The 19,517-nt window shown below is 64.8% G+C and carries 15 protein-coding genes and 1 tRNA gene; 8 read left to right on the top strand and 8 right to left on the bottom strand.

Translation table 11 applies throughout. The annotated features are described in order from the left end of the window. Positions 1 to 10: 10 nt before the first annotated feature. Together ACMDW7_RS05195 and ACMDW7_RS05190 are read right to left on the bottom strand one after the other, a co-directional pair. Positions 11 to 2,404, bottom strand: a complete 2,394-nt coding sequence (locus ACMDW7_RS05195; RefSeq protein ID WP_414859618.1) for a hypothetical protein — start codon at positions 2,402 to 2,404, stop codon at positions 11 to 13. A 969-nt stretch (positions 2,405 to 3,373) separates the two neighbouring features. After that, positions 3,374 to 3,459: transfer RNA gene (locus ACMDW7_RS05190), tRNA-Leu, on the bottom strand. Positions 3,460 to 3,510: 51 nt separating this feature from the next. On the opposite strand from ACMDW7_RS05190, the gene queA reads away from it, so the two are divergent. From queA to ACMDW7_RS05175, 3 genes are all read left to right on the top strand, one after another. Continuing rightward, the gene (queA, locus tag ACMDW7_RS05185; RefSeq protein WP_377300308.1) at positions 3,511 to 4,593 is read left to right on the top strand and encodes a tRNA preQ1(34) S-adenosylmethionine ribosyltransferase-isomerase QueA; all 1,083 of its coding nucleotides are present in this window, start codon (positions 3,511 to 3,513) and stop codon (positions 4,591 to 4,593) included. Continuing rightward, complete coding sequence (gene tgt / locus ACMDW7_RS05180) at positions 4,577 to 5,710, top strand: tRNA guanosine(34) transglycosylase Tgt (RefSeq protein ID WP_377300309.1); 1,134 nt, start codon at positions 4,577 to 4,579, stop codon at positions 5,708 to 5,710. Before queA ends, tgt begins: the two co-directional genes overlap by 17 nt. Positions 5,711 to 6,068: 358 nt before the next feature. Continuing rightward, positions 6,069 to 7,127: a TerC family protein gene (locus tag ACMDW7_RS05175; protein ID WP_377300310.1), complete on the top strand. Its 1,059-nt coding sequence runs from the start codon at positions 6,069 to 6,071 to the stop codon at positions 7,125 to 7,127. A gap of 187 nt (positions 7,128 to 7,314) precedes the next feature. On the opposite strand, the gene ACMDW7_RS05170 is transcribed toward ACMDW7_RS05175, so the two are convergent. The 3 genes from ACMDW7_RS05170 to yjgA are packed head-to-tail and all read right to left on the bottom strand — an operon-like array spanning position 7,315 to position 9,192. Next, the gene (locus ACMDW7_RS05170) at positions 7,315 to 7,983 is read right to left on the bottom strand and encodes an alpha/beta hydrolase (RefSeq protein WP_377300311.1); all 669 of its coding nucleotides are present in this window, start codon (positions 7,981 to 7,983) and stop codon (positions 7,315 to 7,317) included. After that, positions 7,980 to 8,597 carry a molybdopterin adenylyltransferase gene (gene mog, locus ACMDW7_RS05165; RefSeq protein WP_377300312.1) on the bottom strand — a complete coding sequence of 206 codons (618 nt, stop codon included), beginning with the start codon at positions 8,595 to 8,597 and terminating at the stop codon, positions 7,980 to 7,982. The genes ACMDW7_RS05170 and mog overlap by 4 nt, the downstream gene beginning before the upstream one ends. After that, positions 8,590 to 9,192 (bottom strand): ribosome biogenesis factor YjgA, encoded by a 603-nt coding sequence (gene yjgA, locus ACMDW7_RS05160; RefSeq protein ID WP_377300313.1) that lies wholly within the window; start codon positions 9,190 to 9,192, stop codon positions 8,590 to 8,592. Before yjgA ends, mog begins: the two co-directional genes overlap by 8 nt. 49 nt (positions 9,193 to 9,241) lie before the next feature. On the opposite strand from yjgA, the gene pmbA reads away from it, so the two are divergent. Beyond that, a complete protein-coding gene (pmbA, locus tag ACMDW7_RS05155; RefSeq protein ID WP_377300314.1) occupies positions 9,242 to 10,642 on the top strand; it encodes a metalloprotease PmbA in 1,401 nt (466 codons plus the stop codon). A 281-nt stretch (positions 10,643 to 10,923) separates the two neighbouring features. Continuing rightward, entirely contained in the window at positions 10,924 to 12,003 is a 1,080-nt protein-coding gene (locus ACMDW7_RS05150; protein ID WP_377300315.1) for a TRAP transporter substrate-binding protein, read from the top strand. Positions 12,004 to 12,277: 274 nt separating this feature from the next. Here the strand turns inward: ACMDW7_RS05150 and ACMDW7_RS05145 are convergent, their stop codons facing one another. The 3 genes from ACMDW7_RS05145 to argH form a co-directional block, all read right to left on the bottom strand. Beyond that, positions 12,278 to 14,098, bottom strand: coding sequence for a TRAP transporter large permease (locus ACMDW7_RS05145; protein WP_377300316.1), 1,821 nt, complete (start codon positions 14,096 to 14,098; stop codon positions 12,278 to 12,280). Positions 14,099 to 14,137: 39 nt separating this feature from the next. After that, complete coding sequence (locus tag ACMDW7_RS05140; protein ID WP_377300317.1) at positions 14,138 to 14,680, bottom strand: TRAP transporter small permease subunit; 543 nt, start codon at positions 14,678 to 14,680, stop codon at positions 14,138 to 14,140. Positions 14,681 to 15,053: 373 nt separating this feature from the next. Continuing rightward, entirely contained in the window at positions 15,054 to 16,448 is a 1,395-nt protein-coding gene (argH, locus tag ACMDW7_RS05135) for an argininosuccinate lyase (protein WP_377300318.1), read from the bottom strand. Between the two features lie 375 nt (positions 16,449 to 16,823). Here argH and ACMDW7_RS05130 point away from each other — a divergent pair, with 375 nt between their 5' ends. From ACMDW7_RS05130 to yajC, 3 genes are all read left to right on the top strand, one after another. Beyond that, positions 16,824 to 17,945 carry a sensor histidine kinase gene (locus ACMDW7_RS05130; RefSeq protein WP_377300319.1) on the top strand — a complete coding sequence of 374 codons (1,122 nt, stop codon included), beginning with the start codon at positions 16,824 to 16,826 and terminating at the stop codon, positions 17,943 to 17,945. 55 nt (positions 17,946 to 18,000) lie between these two features. Beyond that, entirely contained in the window at positions 18,001 to 18,756 is a 756-nt protein-coding gene (locus tag ACMDW7_RS05125) for a LytR/AlgR family response regulator transcription factor (protein WP_377300320.1), read from the top strand. A gap of 360 nt (positions 18,757 to 19,116) precedes the next feature. Then, complete coding sequence (gene yajC / locus ACMDW7_RS05120; RefSeq protein WP_054126039.1) at positions 19,117 to 19,458, top strand: preprotein translocase subunit YajC; 342 nt, start codon at positions 19,117 to 19,119, stop codon at positions 19,456 to 19,458. Positions 19,459 to 19,517: the final 59 nt, after the last annotated feature.

Genomic DNA, 19,517 nt, shown 5'->3' with positions numbered 1-19,517 from the left:
AATTTCTCGGTCACAGCCCGCTAGCGGTGACCGTGCAGGTCAGGCTCAGCGTGAGTTGTCCGCCATTGCGCAGGGTCGGGATCTGCACCCCGCCTCCTGCCGCGGTGTTCTGCAGATTGGCCACCGACAGCTGGCCGGCCCCGGCGCCTGCCACCGGGCAGGCGGCGTTGGCGTTGTTGGCCGTGCAGCTCACGGCCGTGCAGCTCAGCCCGGCCACTGCGGCATCGGTGATTCGCGACCCGGAAGCATCCGAGGGGCCGTTGTTGGTCACCACGATGCTGTAGACGTTGGTCGCCCCGGGGGAGGTGACGCTCTTGCCATCGTCCTTGCTGACGCTCAGATTGGCGCGACCCTCGATGCGTACGTCTTCGGCCGTGCTGCTGGCCGAGGCATAGTTGCTGCCGCCCACAGTGCCGCCAATGGCGTAGGAGCCACCGGGCGTGACGGTCTGGGTGGCGCTGATCCGGGTGGGGTCCAGGTAAGTGACGCTGGCCGGGTTCTGGTACAGGCCCAGCGCGGCACTGTTCAGATTGATCGGGAAGCTGATGCTCAGACTGCTGCCCCCAGGCAGGGTGAAGCTGCCAAAGCTCAAGGGGCTTGCAGCGGTGCCGCTGCCGCTGCCGTTGATGGGACTTGCCGCCGGGCTGGCACCGCCGCTGACGCTGACGGTGGCGTTGCCACTCGGACTGCCCGCCGTGTAGGTGAACGGCACAGGCAGCACGTCCAGCACGTTGACCCCGCTGGCATCGCCCAGATTGGCCGCATTGCTCACGGTGATCGTGTAGCTCGCCGTGCTGTCCTGGCCCGACACCCTCACCGGCGTGCTCGTGCTCTTGCTCACCGTCAGCGATGGCAGGCAGCGCGCGCCTGCCGGGCCCGGCGCAGAGCTCAGCGCAACGCCGGTGAGCACAACGCCATCCGTACCAGCGGATGCCCCGTGTGCGGCGCCGCCAGGAGGATTGTCTGCTGTCGTCGTGACGCCGTTGGCACCGCCAGTCACGCTCACGGAAGCGCCGCCGCTGAGGACCACCACACCGCCACCGCCGCCACCGCCACCGGCGTGCGCAACATTGCCCGTCGCAAAGGAGTTGCCACCGCGCCCTCCCCGGGCGTTGACCGTCAACGTGCCCACGCCACCCTGCTCTGCGAGCACGGATACCGAGCCTCCGGCTCCGCCGCCTCCGGCGCCGTCATTGCCGGCGTAATCAGTCGCTGCAGAACCGTCTGCGTTGATGGTGCCGACCCCGGTGATCCGACCCGCGCGGACCAGCACCAGACCGCCGCCACTCGCTCCACCCGATGCGGCAGAGGTCTGGCCAGCGGCCGTGTTGCCGTTATTGCCGCCTGCCCCGCCGCCACCGCCAAGCACAAGCTGCGCGACGCCGCGCTGCGCAAATGTCCGCCCGCCGAAGCCGCGCAAATCAATGATCGCCGCGCCAACAGGCGCGACCGTGCTGGTGTAGCTACTGCTGATATTCGCCCAGCCTGCCCCTCGCCAGCCGTAGCCTCCTCGTCCACCTGTTCCGCCGTTGCCGCCACCGCCGCCGCCACCGTTGTCACGCGCGCCGTTGTTGATATCTGCACCACCACCGCCAGCGTTTGCGGGTGCTCCGCGGCTGTAGTCGCCGTTGGCATACCCCTCGCTGCCAAGATCAAACGCTGCGTTGGGGCCGATGGTCACGAACCGGGGCGTGCCGGCGATGCCCTCACCTTTTTGCGCAAAGCCGCTGGCCGTGCCGGGTGTCCGAAAGCCGGTCGCGGAAGGAAATGCGGGGTCAATTGCACCTGTCGCCACGGTGGTGGGATTCGAGGCACCTCGGTTCTGGCCGCCACCGCCACGAAAGCCTCTGCCTGAGACGTCAATAGTGCCGCCCGTCCAATAGAGATCGCCCGTCACATCGATGGCCACCACACCGCCGGATAGTCCATCCCATGCGGGTGCGGTTACTGTTCCAGACACCGCCGCGGTAGAGTACTGGGGCACACGCACCACCTGAAACACACGTCGGTTTGTGACATTGGTGCTCGCACTGCTTGGAGCCGCCTGCACATAGCTCGCGCTCAGGTTGACCTGGACAAGCGAGTCCGAGCTCCCCGTCAGGGCGCGCGCGTACTCATGACGACCCGCCTGGCAAGATGCCGCAAAGGTGTAGGACCCGTAAGTCGCGCTGTCGCCCGCGTCAATGTCAGCGCATTGCATCTGGATGACGAGCACCAGATCACCGGGCGAGATCGCCGGCGGGCCGACGTTGCTTCGCGTCAGAGGAATCGACGTCAGACCGCTTCCGTACGTTCCGTTTGCAGGAACATAAAAGCTGTTCACCGTACCAGTGAGCGTGCCGGGGCCGTCGCGCCCGGGCGCTGCGCAGGTCTGCGCGACGACATCGCCCATGGCCAGGGCCATGCAGGCGACCAGGAAGCTGCAAAAGTTTGCGCGCAAGCTGCCCCGCGCTCCGCGCATGAGCCGGAGCGCTGCAAAGGTTTTCGACTTCACTAGGCGTGTGATCCGAGGACTGGCAGGCCGCAAGGTGCGACTTGGCAGTCAGATAAGAATTGACCCCGGCCTCATCTCGACAAGCGCTCAGGGCAGCGCCGCGTATTCAGATGAAACCCGCCGACACTCGCCTCTTTTTGTGCGATCAGCCGGTTGACGAAAGTGTATTCGGCTCGATCTGCCACGATCTATAAGGATTGTTAGACAACCACCGAGGATGGCCTCGAAGCTCACTCAATCTGGGGAGAACGCGCCTTGCGGCCGCGTTACGTGCTTAATTGCCAACTTGAATCCCTTGACGGCCGCAACTTCACGCAAGCTCGCCTCACGGCATGCGGCGGCAACCCCAATATGCAGGGTCAGGCACACGCTGATTGGGCTGCGGATCGAAATCGATTTTTCGTCCTCATGTTGCGGCGCACACAGGTGCGCAGACCTGCGCCAGCTACTGCTGCAAGGCTACAGACCACAGCGGACACCGCGCCTCGCGTTCCGCAGCCCAGAAACCGTGCCGGGTGAGGGATCGGCACCTTGTTCACCGACCGCGAAGAACCGGCGGTGCTTGCAAGCCGAGCCTTTCGATGTCCACCTCGCGGCGAGTACGCCGCTCCGATTCGTCAGGCAAGCCATCGTCCACAGAGAAGCTCGGTTGTCCGGGCTCATACCCTGCAGCATCCGCACAGGCGGCTTGCTTCGCGGCACAGCAAAAAGGCCTCGCGCTGCGAGGCCCTGATAGTGGTGCCGGGAGCGGGATCGGTCACGTCCCGCGGCCCCGACCGGGCTTGCAGGCCCGGTCTTTCGATTCCCTCGCGCGAGGCGCGCAGGCGCCTCGCTTCCCGGCACAAAGACACAGGGCCTCGCGCTGCGAGGCCCTGATAGTGGTGCCGGGAGAGGGAATCGAACCCTCACGATGTTGCCATCGGCGGATTTTGAATCCGCTGCGTCTACCGTTCCGCCACCCCGGCTGGGGTACTGCTTGGGAGGGCGCGAATTATGGCACGGCTAACATTTTGGGCATGACGCTTCCTGCCTCCCAGCGCTCGCTCACGCTGGACGACTTCGACTACCACCTTCCCGAAGAACTGATCGCGCAGCATCCGGCTGCAGAGCGCCGCGCCAGCCGCCTGCTGCATGTACAGCCTGATGCGCTGCATGACCTGATGTTTCCGGCCGTGCTGGACCTTCTCCAACCCAGCGACTGCCTGGTGGTGAACGACACGCGGGTGATCAAGGCGCGCCTGTTCGGCAAGAAGGCCACGGGCGGCGCAGTGGAGATCCTGCTCGACCGCCTGATTGACGCCGACCATGCCTATGCCATGGTGCGGGCCAGCAAGTCCCCCCAGCCTGGCAGCTACATCGATGTGGCAGGCCATGCGGTGGAAGTGCTCGGGCGCGACCCCGACCACGGCGACCAGTACCACCTGCGCTTTGGCAGCGAGATCCTGCCGCTGCTCGATACCCACGGCTCGGTGCCGCTGCCGCCCTACATCAGCCATGAGGCCGATGCGGACGACGAGCGCCGCTACCAGACGGTGTATGCCGATGCGAGCAAGCCCGGCGCCGTGGCTGCACCCACGGCTGGCCTGCACTTTGACGACGCCCTGCTCGCCGCCATCCAGGCCAAGGGCGTCAAGCTCGTCAAGGTCACGCTGCATGTGGGCGCCGGCACCTTCGCGCCGGTGCGCGTGACGAACATTGCCGAGCACAAGATGCACAGCGAATGGTTCAGCGTGCCGCAGAACGCCGTGGACGCCATTCTTGAGGCCAAGGCGCGCGGCGGCCGCTGCGTGGCAGTCGGTACGACCTCCATGCGATCGCTGGAATCCGCCGCCGCATTGTCGGGCTCGGGCGGCAGCCTGCGCGCCGCCACGGGTGACACCAGCATCTTCATCACCCCCGGCTTCAAGTTCAACGTGGTGGACGCACTCATCACCAACTTCCACCTGCCCAAGAGCACACTGATGATGCTCATTTCCGCCTTTGCCGGCATGCAGCGTGTGCGCACCGCCTACGCCCACGCGGTGGCGCAGCGCTACCGCTTCTTCAGTTACGGCGATGCCATGTTCCTCGAAAAGAAGCTCAATGACTCTGAAATTTGAAGTCACCCACCGCGCCGGCCACGCCCGCCGCGGACGGCTGACGCTGAACCACGGCGTGATCGAGACCCCGGTGTTCATGCCGGTGGGCACCTACGGCGCGGTCAAGGCGATGAGCCCGCTGGAGCTCAACCAGATCGGCGCGCAGATCATCCTGGGCAATACCTTCCACCTCTGGCTGCGGCCGGGGCTAGACGTGATCGGCAGCTTCGGCGGCCTGCACAAGTTCATCGGCTGGGACAAGCCCATCCTTACGGACTCCGGCGGCTTTCAGGTGTTCTCGCTCGGTGACCTGCGCAAGATCACCGAGGAAGGCGTGAAGTTCTCCTCGCCCATCAATGGCGACAAGCTCTTTCTCTCGCCCGAAGTCGCGATCCAGATCCAGACCACGCTGAACTCGGACGTGGTCATGCAGTTCGACGAATGCACCCCCTACGAGACCAATGGCCGGCCCACCACCAAGGACGAGGCCGCCAAATCCATGCAGCTGTCCATGCGCTGGGCGCACCGCAGCAAGGCCGAGTTCGAGCGCCTGAACAACCCCAACGCGCTCTTTGCCATCGTGCAGGGCGGTATGTTCGAGGACCTGCGCGACGAGAGCCTGGCCGGCCTGAACGAGGTCAACACGCCAGGCATCGCGGTCGGCGGCCTGTCCGTGGGTGAACCCAAGGAAGACTTCTCGCGCGTGCTGGCCCACATCGGCCCGAAGCTGCCGGCCGAAAAGCCGCACTACCTGATGGGCGTGGGCACCCCGGAAGATCTGGTGGAGGGCGTGAGCAACGGCATCGACATGTTCGACTGCGTGATGCCCACCCGCAATGCGCGCAACGGCTGGCTCTTCACCCGCTATGGCGACCTGAAGATGCGCAATGCCAAGCACAAGAACGACCCGCGTCCGATCGACGAAAGCTGTACCTGCTACGCCTGCAGCAACTTCAGCCGTGCCTACATCCACCACCTGCAGAAGGTGGACGAGATCCTCGGCGCGCGTCTGGCCACCATCCACAACCTGCACTACTACCAGACGCTGATGCGCGAGATGCGCGAGGCGCTGGAAGCCGGCACCTTCGAGCAGTTCAAGCGCAAGTTCGCCGAGGACCGGGCGCGCGGGATCGACTGAGCCGACTCGGGGCGTCCGCTAAGGCACCCTGCCCGCTTCCGCTTGTCTGGTGCGGTTCTTCACGGCATGCGCCTGAAGACGCGCTCTGGGTGCGGCTCTTCATGGTCATGGCCTGAAGATCGTTGCGGGACAAGCGGAACCGGCCCCTTCCCTGCGCAAACTTGAGCGCAGCCTCCACGCCGATTCTCCGGAGTTTCCCGAGATTTCCGGGTGAACCCGGTGGCGAAGCACACCTCAACGCTTCATCATGCGCTCACCACGGCGGGCCCCTCTGACGGCCGCTGGTTGCGTGCAAGGCGCAACCCCGGCCGCCATGTCGTTGTGGGAATCGTGCAACCCACTTTTCATGGAGGCCCGCTTGGACGCCCTCATTTCCTTTTTGAACGCGCCGTTTCTGGGCAAAGCCGCATGGCTTTGGCTCATGTTCATCGGCATCGTCATCACCCTGCTCGTCTTTGACCTCGGTGTCCTCAACAAGAAGGACCACGAGATCGGCGTCAAGGAATCCCTCTGGCTGTCGGCCTTCTACATCGCCATCGCCCTGTGCTTTGGCGGCTGGGTGTGGTGGTACATGGGCGCGCAAAGCGGCATGGAGTACTACACGGGCTTTTTGATCGAGAAAAGCCTGGCGATGGACAACGTGTTTGTCATCGCGCTGATCTTCACCTACTTCGCCGTGCCGCGGATCTACCAGCACCGCGTGCTGTTCTGGGGCATCCTGGGGGTGATCGTGCTGCGCGCGATCATGATCGGACTGGGCGCGGCCATCGTCGATCAGTTCAGCTGGGTGCTGTACCTGTTCGGCGCGTTCCTGATCCTCACCGGCATCAAGATGCTGTGGATGATCGACAACATGCCCGACATCGCCAACAACCCGCTGCTCAAGTTCATGCGCAAGAAGATGCGCGTGACCGACAAGGTCGAGGGCAACGCCTTTTTCGTGCGCCAGCCCCTGCCCAACGATCCGAATGGCAAGCCGGTGCTCTGGGCGACGCCGCTGTTCTTTGCACTGATCCTGGTGGAGTTTGCAGACGTGATCTTTGCGGTGGACTCGGTACCTGCGATCTTCGCGATCACGACCGACCCGTTCATCGTCTACACGAGCAACATCTTCGCCATCCTGGGTCTGCGCGCGCTGTACTTCGCACTGGCCGCCATCATCCACCGCTTCAAGTACCTGAAGTACGCGCTGTCGGTAGTGCTGATCTTCATCGGCGCCAAGATCTTCTACAACCAGATCTACGGAAAGATGGACGCATGGATCTCGCTGTCCGTGACATTCGGCCTGCTGGCCATCGGCGTCATCTACTCGCTGTACAAGACCCGCGGCGACAAGCCTGAGCTATCGCTGGGCGATGCGGTCGCCAAGACTTCTGGACAGGCCAATCAGCCGACCGCCGGCAAGCCGCAGACCTAGCGCATCACGCCTGTACGTCCAGGCGCTGAGTGACTCGCGCCGCGGTGCGAAATGCAGCAAGGCCACCTTACGGTGGCCTTGTCTGCGTCAGGCGTTCATCCGACACGACTGATCGCCAGGTGCCTTTCCGCTTGCCCCATGCGGCATTCCAGCCATTTCGGGCTGAAGAAGCGCATGAATGCTGGTTCTAGCTTTTCAGAACCCGCTGCAGAAAGCCGCTGATGGCCTCAACCTCCTCGCCGCACACGCTGTGCGGCATCGGGTAGCTGTACCACTCGATCTCGTGACCGAGTGCGCTCAGCAGCTCGCGCGAGCTTTCGGCTCTAGCCTGCGGCACCACGGGGTCCTGTGATCCGTGCGCCATGAAGATCGGTGTGCGCAGATTGGCCGGTGAGCGCTCCGCCGCCGTCTTGTCGGCCACGGGCAGGTAACCCGAGAGACACACCAGCCCCGCCAGCGGCGCAGCATGGCGCAGGCCGGTGAACAGGGTCATGGCGCAGCCCTGCGAAAACCCGGCCAGAACGATGCGCTCGGTCTGGATGCCGCGGCCGACCTCATGCGCGATCAGCGCCTCGATCTGCGCGGCACTCTTGCGGATGCCGGCTTCATCTTCGCGGCGCACCAGATCCATGCCGAGGATGTCATACCAGGCGCGCATCACATAGCCACCGTTGATGGTCACGGGCATGGTCTGCGCATGCGGGAACACAAATCGCACATCGCCACAGCCCGTCAGGTCCAGCTCGGGCACGATGGGGACGAAGTCATTGCCATCCGCCCCCAGGCCGTGCAGCCAGATCACGCTGGCGCCAGGGTTCGGGCCGGTCTGCAGTTCAACGCGTTCGAGGAGGTTCATAGGGTCTGTGTACGGATGGCGTTCTTGGGCCGGAAGCTCTTGATCACGGCTTCGCGGGTGTCGATGTACGGCCCGCCGATCAGGTCGATGCAATAGGGCACGGCGGCAAAGATGCCGGGCACGAGCGGCTTGCCCTCAGTGTCCTTCAGGCCTTCGAGGGTTTCCTTGATGGCCTTGGGCTGCCCCGGCAGGTTGATGATGAGCGCCGCGTGATCGTCGATTTCCCGCAGCGCACCCACCTGCCGCGACAGGATGGCCGTGGGCACGAACTTCAGGCTGATCTGCCTCATCTGCTCGCCAAAGCCGGGCATTTCGCGCGTGGCCACGGTCAGGGTGGCCTCAGGCGTCACGTCGCGCCGCGCCGGGCCGGTACCGCCGGTGGTGAGGATCAGGTCACAGCGCTCGGCGTCGCACAGCTCGATGAGGGTGGTTGAGATCACGGCCAACTCATCCGGAATCAAGCGTTCGACAAACCGCACGGGGCCGACGATGGCAGCCTGCAACCAGTCGCGTAGCGCGGGCAGGCCCTGGTCGGCATAGACCCCGGTGCTCGCGCGGTCGCTGATGGAGACCAGACCGATGACGATCTCGTCGGGATGACTGCGTTCAGGCATCGTCTGCCTCTGGCGCATTAGGCGCACCGTCCTGCGCAACGGGCTGTACCGGGTTGGCGGCTTCTTCCGTCTCTCGCAGCAGCTTGAAGAGTTCGCGCGCATGCTTGGGCGGCTTGCCAGCTGATGCGTCCTTTCGCGCCTCGCGGATCAGCTGGCGCAGACGCTGCACTTCCACCTCCGGATACTTGTCCAGATAGGCCTGCAGCGCGGCGTCGTCGGCCAGCAGGCGGTCGCGCCAGCGCTCCAGGGCGTGGAAGCGCACGTTCTCGGCATTGCTCTCGCCGGAGAAGGCGGCGAGCTTGGCGCGGATGGCGTCGACCTCGGCGTCGTCCAGCTCGCGCATGAGTTTGCCGATGTACTGGATCTGCCGCTTGCGCCCGCCATGCGCGGTAATGCGCCGGCATTCGCGGATGGCTTTTTCGAGCCGCTCGCTCATCGGCACGCGCGCCAGCTGGCTGTCCGGCAGGTTCACAACCTGCTCGCCCATCTCGGTCAGGGCGAGCATGTGCTTCTTGATCTGGGTCTTGGACGGACCGGTGTCGAGGTCCTCGTCATCGTCTTCCGGCGCCTGGCCGGGCATGTGCCATCGGTTCATCCACCTATGATAGAAGCCTGTCTTTCTGCCTCAGTGCTCACACCCCTTCATGCCGCGCTCCAAAGCCCCCTCTGCCACACCCGCGTCCGCGACGCAGCCCTTGTCCTTTTCTCGCGGCGAGCTGGAATCCATTGCTGCAGAAGCCCTCGCTGCCGCGCGTCGGCTCGGCGCTGCGCAGGCCGGGGTGGAGGTGTCCGAGGGTTCCGGACTGTCTGTCAGCGTGCGCAAGGGCGCCGTGGAGACGCTGGAGCACAACCGCGACAAGGGCCTGGGCATCACGGTCTACACCGGCAAGCCCGGCGCACTCTCCCGCGGCAACGCCTCCACAAGCGACTTCTCCACGGCCTCGATCGAAGCCACCGTGCGGGCCGCCTTCGACATCGCCCGCTTCACCGCGCCGGATGACTGCGCCGGCCTGGCCGAACCGGAGCTGCTGGCCAAGGACGCGCCGGATCTGGATCTGTACCACCCGTGGGCGCTGGACGCCGAACAGGCGATCACGCTCGCCCTGCGCATGGAGCGCGCGGCACTGGCGACGGACAAGCGCATCAGCAACACCGACGGCACGGCCGTGTCGGCCTCGCAGGGCCAGTTCATGCTTGCGACGAGCCACGGCTTCATGGACGGCTACCCCTACTCGCGCCAAACCCTGTCGATCGCGCCGATCGCCAAGGACCGCTCCGGCATGCAGCGCGATGACTGGTATGTGAGCGAACGCCGCGCCGAAGATCTGGCCGAACCCGAACGCGTGGGCCGATACGCCGCCGAGCGCGCGCTGGCCCGCTTGCGCGCCCGCAAGCTGGATACGCGCAAGTGCCCGGTGCTGTTCGAGGCGCCGCTGGCCTGCGGCCTGCTTGGCAGCTTTGTGCAGGCGGCCAGCGGCGGCGCGCTGTACCGCGACGCCTCCTTCTTCATCGGCAAGATGGGCGAGCAGGTGCTGGCCAATCACATCGACATCCTTGAAGACCCGCACGTACCGGGCGCGATCGGCTCCTGCTTCTTTGATGACGAAGGCGTGGCCACACGCAAGCGCACGGTGCTGGAGGCCGGCGTGCTCAAGGGCTGGTTCCTGTCCACCTACACGGCACGCAAGCTCAAGCTGCATACCACCGGCAATGCGGGTGGCTCGCATAACCTGACGCTGTCCAGCCGCCTCACCCGGCCCACGGACGACTTCGCCGCGATGCTGCGCAAGATGGGCACCGGCCTGCTGGTCACCGAGTTGCTCGGCCAAGGCGTGAACTATGTGAACGGAGACTATTCGCGCGGCGCCTCCGGCTACTGGGTGCAGAACGGCGTGATCCAGCACCCGGTCGAGGAGATCACGATCGCCGGCAACCTGGCGCAGATGTTCAAGGACATCGCCGCCGTGGGTGCCGATGTGCTGCGCCGCGGCACGAAGGTCACCGGCTCCATCCTGATCAGCGAAATGGCGATTGCCGGCAGCTGAGCAGCACTTCGGAGCCGGCCGGTCCGCGCCGCACGGGCCTCGCCAAGCGCACCGTATGCGGATCACAAAACACAGGTCGTGCACAAGCTGACGGTCGCCTGTCAGCTGTGCAAATTTGTGTGGTCTGGTGGGGATTAACCCGCATCGGATTAGCAGACCTGCTGACTAGAATCCGCGAGTCAAACACGCAACTGTCCTGCTGCGTGGTCCGTGACAATCACCCCCCAATGACCCCTGCCCACAGGGGCGTACGGGAGGATCGGCAACTGCAAGGAGACTTCATGGAACGTCGTTCGTTCGTCAAAGGTGCCGGTATTGCCGGCGTTCTGGCCGCCGGTGTCGCACCCGCGGTGCATGCCCAACAAAACATCCGCTGGCGTTTGGCCTCGTCCTTCCCCAAGGCGCTGGACACCATCTACGGTGCCGCCGAGGTCTTCTCCAAGTTCGTGAGCGACGCCTCGGGCGGCCGCTTCCAGATCTCGGTGCATGGCGCCGGCGAACTGGCCCCGGCCTTCGGCACTGCCGACGCCGTGGAAAAGGGCACCGTGGAAATGACCCACACCGCCCCCTACTACTTCTTCGGCAAGAACGAAGCCTTTGCATTCGACTGCGCGGTGCCTTTCGGCATGAACAGCCGTCAGCTGTCTGCCTGGATGTACGAAGGCAACGGCATGAAGCTGATGCGCGAGTTCTACGCCAAGCTGAACATCGTCAACTTCCCGGGCGGCAACACCGGCACCCAGATGGGTGGCTGGTACCGCAAGGAAATCCGCACGGTCAATGACATCAAGGGCCTGAAGATGCGCATCGGCGGCTTCGGCGGCAAGGTGCTCGAGCGTATCGGCGGCGTGCCCCAGAACATCCCCGGCGGCGAGATCTATCAGGCGCTGGAAAAGGGCACGATCGACGCTACCGAGTGGGTGGGTCCGTACGACGACGAGAAGCTGGGCTTCAACAAGGTCGCTCCCTTCTATTACTACCCCGGCTGGTGGGAAGGCGGCGCCCAGCTGTCCTTCTACATCAACAGCAAGGCCTGGGCTGGGCTGCCCAATGACCTCAAGGCGATCGTGGAAGCCGCGTGCAGCCACGCCCACGTCGACATGCAGGCCAAGTACGACCTTCGCAATCCGCAGGCCCTCAAGCGCCTGGTCGCCAACAAGACCCAGCTGCGCCCGATGCCCGCGCCCATCATGGACGCCGCGTTCAAGGCCGCCAACGAGTTCTACGCCGAACTCGCAGCCAAGAACCCGGACTGGAAGAAGATCGGCGACGACTACTTCCGCGCCCGCAACGACATGATCGCCTGGTTCCGCTTCGGCGAGCAGACCTTCGACACCTTCATGTCGCGCAACGTGCGCTGATCGGTTCTCGCTTCAGCGTCAAAGCCCGGCTTCGGCCGGGCTTTTTTCATTTCATTTTCGGATGCATTTTCCGGGTTTTCCGATGGATCACTTTCCGCATATCCCATGCGGATTCATGGAAATCCAGTCATCTGCGATCATTCGAAATCGGCCAGAACAAGAAGTCATCGCACTCGTTCCAGCCCCCAAACGGCTTGCAGAAGTACCCGCAAAGCAGAACGCCCGGCATGCACCGGGCGTTCTGCTTGGCAGCACAAGGCTGCGCAGGTACGGCCTATTGCTTGGGCTGGCTGACTTTGCCGTCCTCAATCTTCTGCTGTAGCAGCTTGGCGGGGTCATCGGCCGACGCATCCGCAGGCGGAAGCGGCATGCCACTGGAATCGGTCTTGGGCGCGTTCGGATCATCAGGCTTGGGTTCCTCGCCCGGGATCGGCAGCCCCGGCATGGGCAAGCCCTGCTCGGTCGGGATTTCCAGCTTGATGGTGGACTCGTCAATCTTGACGGCCTTCTCCACGTGCTCAGTCACGATCTGCGGGAACAGCATGATCGTGATCACCATCGAAAGCTGGATGACGATGTACGGCACTGAACCCTTGTAGATGTCCGAGGTGCTAAACGCTGGAATGGTCTGCCCGGTCACCTTGTCGGTGTAGTCCTTGGCCGGCGCCACACTGCGCAGATAGAACAACGCAAACCCGAAGGGCGGGGTCAGGAAGCTGGTCTGCAGGTTCATGGCGATCATCACGCCGAACCAGATCAGGTCGATGCCCAGACCCTCAGCGATCGGCTTCAACAGCGGCAGCAGGATGAAGCTGATCTCGAAGAAGTCGATGAAGCAGCCGAGGATGAAGATCAGCACGTTCACGACGATCAGGAAGCCCATCTGCTCGCCCGGCACCTTGTCGAACAGGTGCTTGACCCATTCGGGGCCATCAATGCCCTGGAAGGTCAGCGCGAACACGGTGGAGCCCACCAGCACGAAGAGCACAAAGCAGGACAGCTTGGTGGTGGTATCCAGGGCCTGGATCATCAGCTTCTTGTCCAGGCGGCGGCGCGAGACCGCCATCAACAACGCACCCACAGCACCCATGGCGCCGCCTTCGGTGGGCGTGGCGATGCCCAGGAAGATCGTGCCCAGCACCAGGAAGATCAGCGCCAGCGGCGGAATCAGCACGAAGGTCACGCGTTCTGCCAGCTTGGACAGCAGCCCGAGCTTCATGAACTTGTTGAGCACTGCCAGTACCCAGGCCAGGATCACCGAGGCCGTGACCGACATCACCACGATCTCGTCACCGGGCACTTCCTTGCGCTGCCAGATGGCCTTGACGATGTCGTCATAGAAGTGGGCCATCAGCCAGCCGACGACAACACACGTGACGGCCAGCGCCACCAGCGAGGTGTAGCCGCCCGAGCCATTCGGCTCCTTGTAGATGCGTGCTTCCGGCGGCAGCGCCGGCACCCACTTGGGCTTGATGATGGCAATCGCGATGATGAAGGCTGCGTACAGGCCGATCAGCATCAGCGCAGGCTCGAGTGCGCCGGCATACATGTCGCCCACCGAGCGGCCGAGCTGGTCCGCCATGATGATCAGCACGAGCGAGGGCGGCACGATCTGCGCCAGCGTGCCCGAGGCCGTGATGGTGCCCGCGGCAATTGCTCGGTTGTAGCCATAGCGAAGCATGATGGGCAGGGAGATCAGGCCCATGGAGATCACGGACGCAGCGACCACGCCCGTGGTGGCCGCGAGCAGCGCACCGACGAAGATCACGGCGAGCGCCACGCCGCCACGCACCGGGCCAAACACCTGCCCGACGGTTTCGAGCAGGTCTTCGGCCATCCCGGATCGTTCAAGGATGATCCCCATGAAGGTGAAGAACGGAATGGCCAGCAGCGTGTCGTTGGCCATGATCCCGTAGATCCGCAGGGGCAGCAGGCCGAAGAAGTTGGCCGGGACAAGCCCCAGCTCGATGGCCACGAAGCCGAAAAACATGCCCGTGGCCGCCAGGCCGAAGGCCACCGGGAAGCCGGTGAGCAGGAAGAACAACAGCGCCAGAAACATGATCGGCGCGAGGTTCGCGGAAATGAACTGAAGCATGAGCGGGTTCCCTGGAGTCTTGTTATGTGCGCGCTGCGCTCATTCGCCGTGCGAGGCCTTGGGCGGATACACGTGCGGCACGTCTCCGGTGAGAAAGCCGATGCGCTTGATCAGCTCCGAAACCGACTGCGCCAGCAACAGGATGAATCCCACAGGCAACATCAGGTACACCGGCCAGCGGATCAGCCCCCCCGCGTTGGAAGACATCTCGCCGCTCTTGTAGGCATCCATCGCATACGGGAAGGACAGCCAGACCACAAAGATGCACAAGGGGATCAGAAACACCACGAAGCCGATGATGTCGATCCATGCCTTGGCTTTGTCCGACACCCGGCTCGAGACGAAGTCAATGCGCACGTGCTCGTTGACGAGCAGGGTGTAGGCCGCCGCCCCGAGGAACACCGCGGCAAACAGGTACCACTGCACCTCCAGCCAGGCGTTCGAGCTGGTGTCGAACAGCTTGCGGATCACCGCGTTGCCGCAGCTGATGAGCACCACGGCCAGCACGAGCCAGAACACGCCGCGGCCGATCTTGAGGTTGATCCAGTCGATCCCGCGCGAAAGCGCAAGCAATCCATTCACTGTGAGTCTCCTTGTCCCTCCGAGCGGCCAGGCGCGCCGCTCGACTGTGCTTTGGACCCGTGATTCGGGTCTCTGGGGTGTGTTCGACGTGATCGCAGGATGTGCAAACCACGCCAAACGATGGTAGCCCAGCACCTAGCTTGCGATCGTATGCATCCCCTTGGGAAAAACACGCGCGAGCCATGGCCGGCGTTTGTACGCCGGGCGTGACTGTGCACGAAGCGCGCCGGCTTTTGCTGACAGCTTGCTGAACAGCGGCCGGCCTGTTCGGCTTCAGCCCGCACGGCGCGCTCCAAATGAAACGCCTCTCGGGCGGGCGTTCAGGGAAAACCACAAGCGGGCGCAGCGCCTGTGCCGGCCTGTTGCCCAGACTTCAGGCGAGCTGCGCCTTCCATCGCGCCACCTGCGCCCGCACCTGCACCGGCGCGGTGCCGCCCAGATGATTGCGCGCGGCCACGCTGCCCTCCAGAGTGAGCAGGGGCAGCACGGCGTCTGTTGCCTGCGGCACGACTTCGCGCAGCTGCGCCAGCGTGAGTGCGCTCAGATCCACGCCCAGGCTGTCGGCATGGCGCACGGCATGCGCCACGAGCTCATGCGCGTCGCGGAAGGCCATGCCCTGCTTGACGAGCCAGTCGGCCAGATCGGTGGCCGTGGCGTGGCCGCGCAGGGCGGCGGCGCGCATGGCGGCGGGCTTGACCCGAATCCCGGGCACGAGATCCACAAAGATGCGCAGGGTGTCCAGGAGTGTGTCCACCGTGTCGAACAGCGGCTCCTTGTCTTCCTGGTTGTCCTTGTTGTAGGTCAGGGGCTGGCCCTTCATGAGCGTGAGCAGGCCCATGAGGTGGCCGGTCACGCGGCCAGTCTTGCCGCGCGCCAGTTCCGGCACGTCCGGGTTCTTCTTCTGCGGCATGATCGACGAGCCGGTGCAGAAGCGGTCGGCCAGGTCGATGAAGCCCACGCTCTGGTTCATCCAGAGAATGAGTTCTTCCGAAAAACGCGAAATGTGCATCATGACCAGCGCCGCCGCTGCTGTGAATTCAATGGCAAAGTCACGATCGCTCACGGCATCCAGCGAGTTCTGCGACACACCCTCGAAGCCCAGGGCGCGCGCCACGCGCTCGCGGTCGATCGGGTAGCTGGTGCCGGCCAGGGCCGCTGCGCCCAGCGGCAGGCGGTTCACGCGCGCCCGGCAGTCGGCCATGCGCTCGGCGTCGCGCCCGAACATCTCCACATAGGCCAGCAGATGGTGGCCGAAGCTCACGGGCTGGGCCACTTGCAGATGCGTGAAGCCGGGCAGGATGGTGTCGGCCTGCTGCTCCGCCAGCGCCACGAGTGCGTGCTGCAGCGCCTTGAGCGTGTCAGTGATGGCGTCGATCTCGCCGCGCAGCCACAGGCGAATGTCGGTAGCGACCTGATCATTGCGCGAGCGGCCCGTGTGCAGGCGCTTGCCGGCGTCGCCAATCAGTGCGGTGAGCCGCGCCTCGATGTTCAGGTGAACGTCTTCGAGCTCCACCTTCCACTCGAACTGGCCGGCCTCGATTTCGCTCTTGATCTGCGCCATGCCGCGGCGGATCGCAGCCTCATCATCCGCGCTGATGATGCCCTGCGCGGCGAGCATGTCCGCGTGCGCCAGCGAGCCGGCGATGTCTGCGAAAGCGAGGCGCTTGTCGAAGCCGACCGAGGCGGTATAACGCTGCACGATGGCGGCGACGGGCTCGGAGAAGCGGGCGGACCAGGCTTCGGTCTTGTTGGCGAGCTGTGAAGTCATTGGCGGTTCTCTTAAGGTCTGGCGGGCTGCGGCGCCGCCACCGGGCCGTGGCAATGTATCCGCGGCAGGCGAGCCATCTGTGCCTTTTTTGGCTGAAAGTTAATGATTTGCTTCCGGATCATGCCGACTTTCCGCATTTTTTATGCGGCTCTTCAGCCGGTTTAACGACACATATTCAACGTCCGATATTTACTCAAATAAGCATTGGCGCGGTTCTTCACGAGGCTCATGCCGACACACGGCTCGGACTTCGCGGTCGATCACGCTTCTGAACGCTGGTATCTATCTATTCTAGCGATATTTGAAATCTAAAATTTCGATTGACCCGCGACGCCTCCGCGTCACCTCAGCCCGCCCATACAGGACCGACCCCACTTGATCGAGACCCGCCAGGACCCCGCCGACTCGAGCGAGCCCGCTGCACTTGCCTCAGCGCCTGCATCGTCAGTGGCGCCGCAGGCCGCTCGGGACAGCCTCGCCACGCGCGCCCCGGTTCTGCCGGATGCCTGCAACTACGGCATCGCGCTGCGCCTGCTTTTGGCCATCAACGCGGTGATGTTGATCGCCACCCTGCCCGGTTCGCCCTCGCCGCAGGCCTGGATGGAGAGCTTTGTGGAGCGCGCCGCCGTGCTGGAACCTGCCGCGCTGGCCTCGATGCTGCTGTCCTGCAGCCTGCGCAAGCTCGCCGCGCGCGAGGCGCGCTGGCTGCAGTGGGTCACGCTCGCACTGGTCGTGACCTGCCCGGCCGTGCTGGCCCACGTGGTCGTGATGACGATGAGCCAGCGCGAGCTCTCCACCTGGGGCCTGCTCGGCGTGATCGTGAGTGCACTGGCACTGGGCGCAAGCGCAAGCCTCGCGCTGCAGTGGCGCAGCGCCCAGCGGCAGCCGGCGCTGGTGGCGGCCCGCGTGGCTGCCTTGTCCGCACGCATCCGGCCGCACTTCTTCTTCAATGCACTCAATTCGACGCTCGGCGTGATCCGCAGCCAGCCGCGCGTGGCCGAAAGCATGATTGAAGACCTGGCCGAACTCTTCCGTGGCCTGGCCACGGGCGATGCGGTTGTGCCGCTGGCCGACGAGGCCCTGCTCGCCCGGCGTTATCTGGCCGTGGAACAGCAGCGCCTGGGCAACCGGCTCACCGTTCACTGGTTGCAGGACCACGGCCTGGAGGACGTGCTCGTGCCGCAGCTCACTCTGCAGCCCCTGGTGGAAAACGCCGTGCGCCACGGCGTGGAGCCTGCCGGCGAGCCGGAGCCGGTGGATGTGCGCATCCGCGCCGAAGGGCGGGTGCTGATCATGCGCGTGGAAAACGCCCTGCCGGCCAACCCGGCGCGGGGCGCGCACGCCGCCCCGAGGCCTGGCAGCCAGACAGCGCTGACCAATATTCGCGAGCGCCTGATGCTGCTGCACGACCTCGAAGCCAGCCTGGATACCCAGGCCGCCCGCGGACGTTTCACGGCCGAACTGCGCATCCCGTTGGTACGGCGCCGCGCCGACTGAGCACAAGCGCAGCGCCGCATGTACAGCGCGCGCCTGCCTGTGTCACGATTCGCACATGCTTGAACTGGTGATCGTGGACGACGAAGCGCTGGCGCGCATGCGCATGCGCAACCTGCTGGCCGACCTGGCCCCCGAACTGCCGCACCGCGTGCTGGGCGAAGCCGGTTCCGCCACTGAGTTGCGCACGCTGCTCAGCACCCAGCAGCCGCATGTGCTGTTGCTGGATGTGCAGATGCCCGGCGAGGACGGCATGCACATCGCCGCGGACTTGAAGGCGCGCGCCGCCCGCGGCGAGCAGGTGCCGCATGTGATCTTCACCACCGCATTTACCGAGCATGCCGTGGGCGCCTTCGAACTGGCTGCGGTGGACTATCTCGTCAAGCCGGTCAAGATCGCCCGCCTGTTGGAAGCCCTGCGCCGCGTGCCGGCCGCACAGGACAGCGAGCTGCCCAGCATCACCGTGGTGGAGCGCGGCCGCATCCTGCGCGTGCCAGTGACCGAGGTGCTCTATCTCAAGGCAGAGATGAAGTACGTCACCATCCGCACGCGGGAGCGCGAGTTCCTCAGCGAAGAACCGCTGACCGCGCTGGAAGCCGCGTTTCCGGATCACTTTGTCCGCATCCACCGCAACGCGCTGGTTTCGCGCCACGCGATTGCCGGCATCGAGCGCGCACGGCCGGGCAGCCTGCCCAGCCCGGACGGCGAGGCGGATGGCGAACGCAGCTGGCAGGTGCTGCTGCATGGCTGCGACGAGCGCCTGGATGTCAGCCGACGCCAGCTGGCGCAGGTCAAGGAATTCCTGCGCGCGTAGACCTCCGCAGCCCCTGGCCGCGGCGCGCCCGGCGGTTCAGTGCTTCACCGTTCAGCGCCAAAACCTGACCGCCGGGCAGCTTCTGCGGCGCAGTGGCCCGATCGATAGCCGGCGCGTACTTGAAACCCCGCGCCCTGCGCCCATGTGCCGACCATCCCGCAGACGACGTCGTTCAGCCGACCGATTGAAGGTGATGAATACGCACTGGAGCCGGTGGTAGACCCACCCCGGCGGGCTGCCCCACCATCGGGTTGTCCCGCCGGGGCGGGGCCGGGACGCACGCCTATACTTTTGGGTTTGTCCGAAACGGGTTTGGTGTTTGCCGACCCGCCGATTTTCTCTGTCTAGGAGCCTTCAGCAGTGTTCATCTCGAATGCCTACGCCCAAGCCGCGGCCGCCACCCCTCCTTCCGCCATGGGTCAGCTGGCCAGCTTCCTGCCCATCATCCTGATGTTCGTGATCTTCTGGTTCCTGCTGATCCGTCCGCAGATGAAGCGCCAGAAGGAACATCGCGCTCTGCTCGAAGCCCTCAAGAAGGGCGACGAAGTCGTCACCGCCGGCGGCATCGTCGGTGAAGTCACCGCGGTCAAGGACCAGTACGTGTCCGTGTCCGTGAACCAGGGCGACACCACGGTCGAAATGCTGCTGCAGAAGCAGGCCGTGCAGACCGTGCTGCCCAAGGGCACGATCAAGGCCCTGTAAGACCCGCGGCCGGCCCGAAGCACACCTCCGGGCCGTCCACCGCAGGCGCACCGCGTTGA

This window comes from Piscinibacterium candidicorallinum (assembly GCF_047549485.1).
Classification (GTDB): Bacteria; Pseudomonadota; Gammaproteobacteria; order Burkholderiales; family Burkholderiaceae_C; genus Piscinibacterium; species Piscinibacterium candidicorallinum.
The sequence above is the reverse complement of the archived record's forward strand: the minus strand, read 5'-3'. Positions and strand labels throughout refer to the sequence as shown.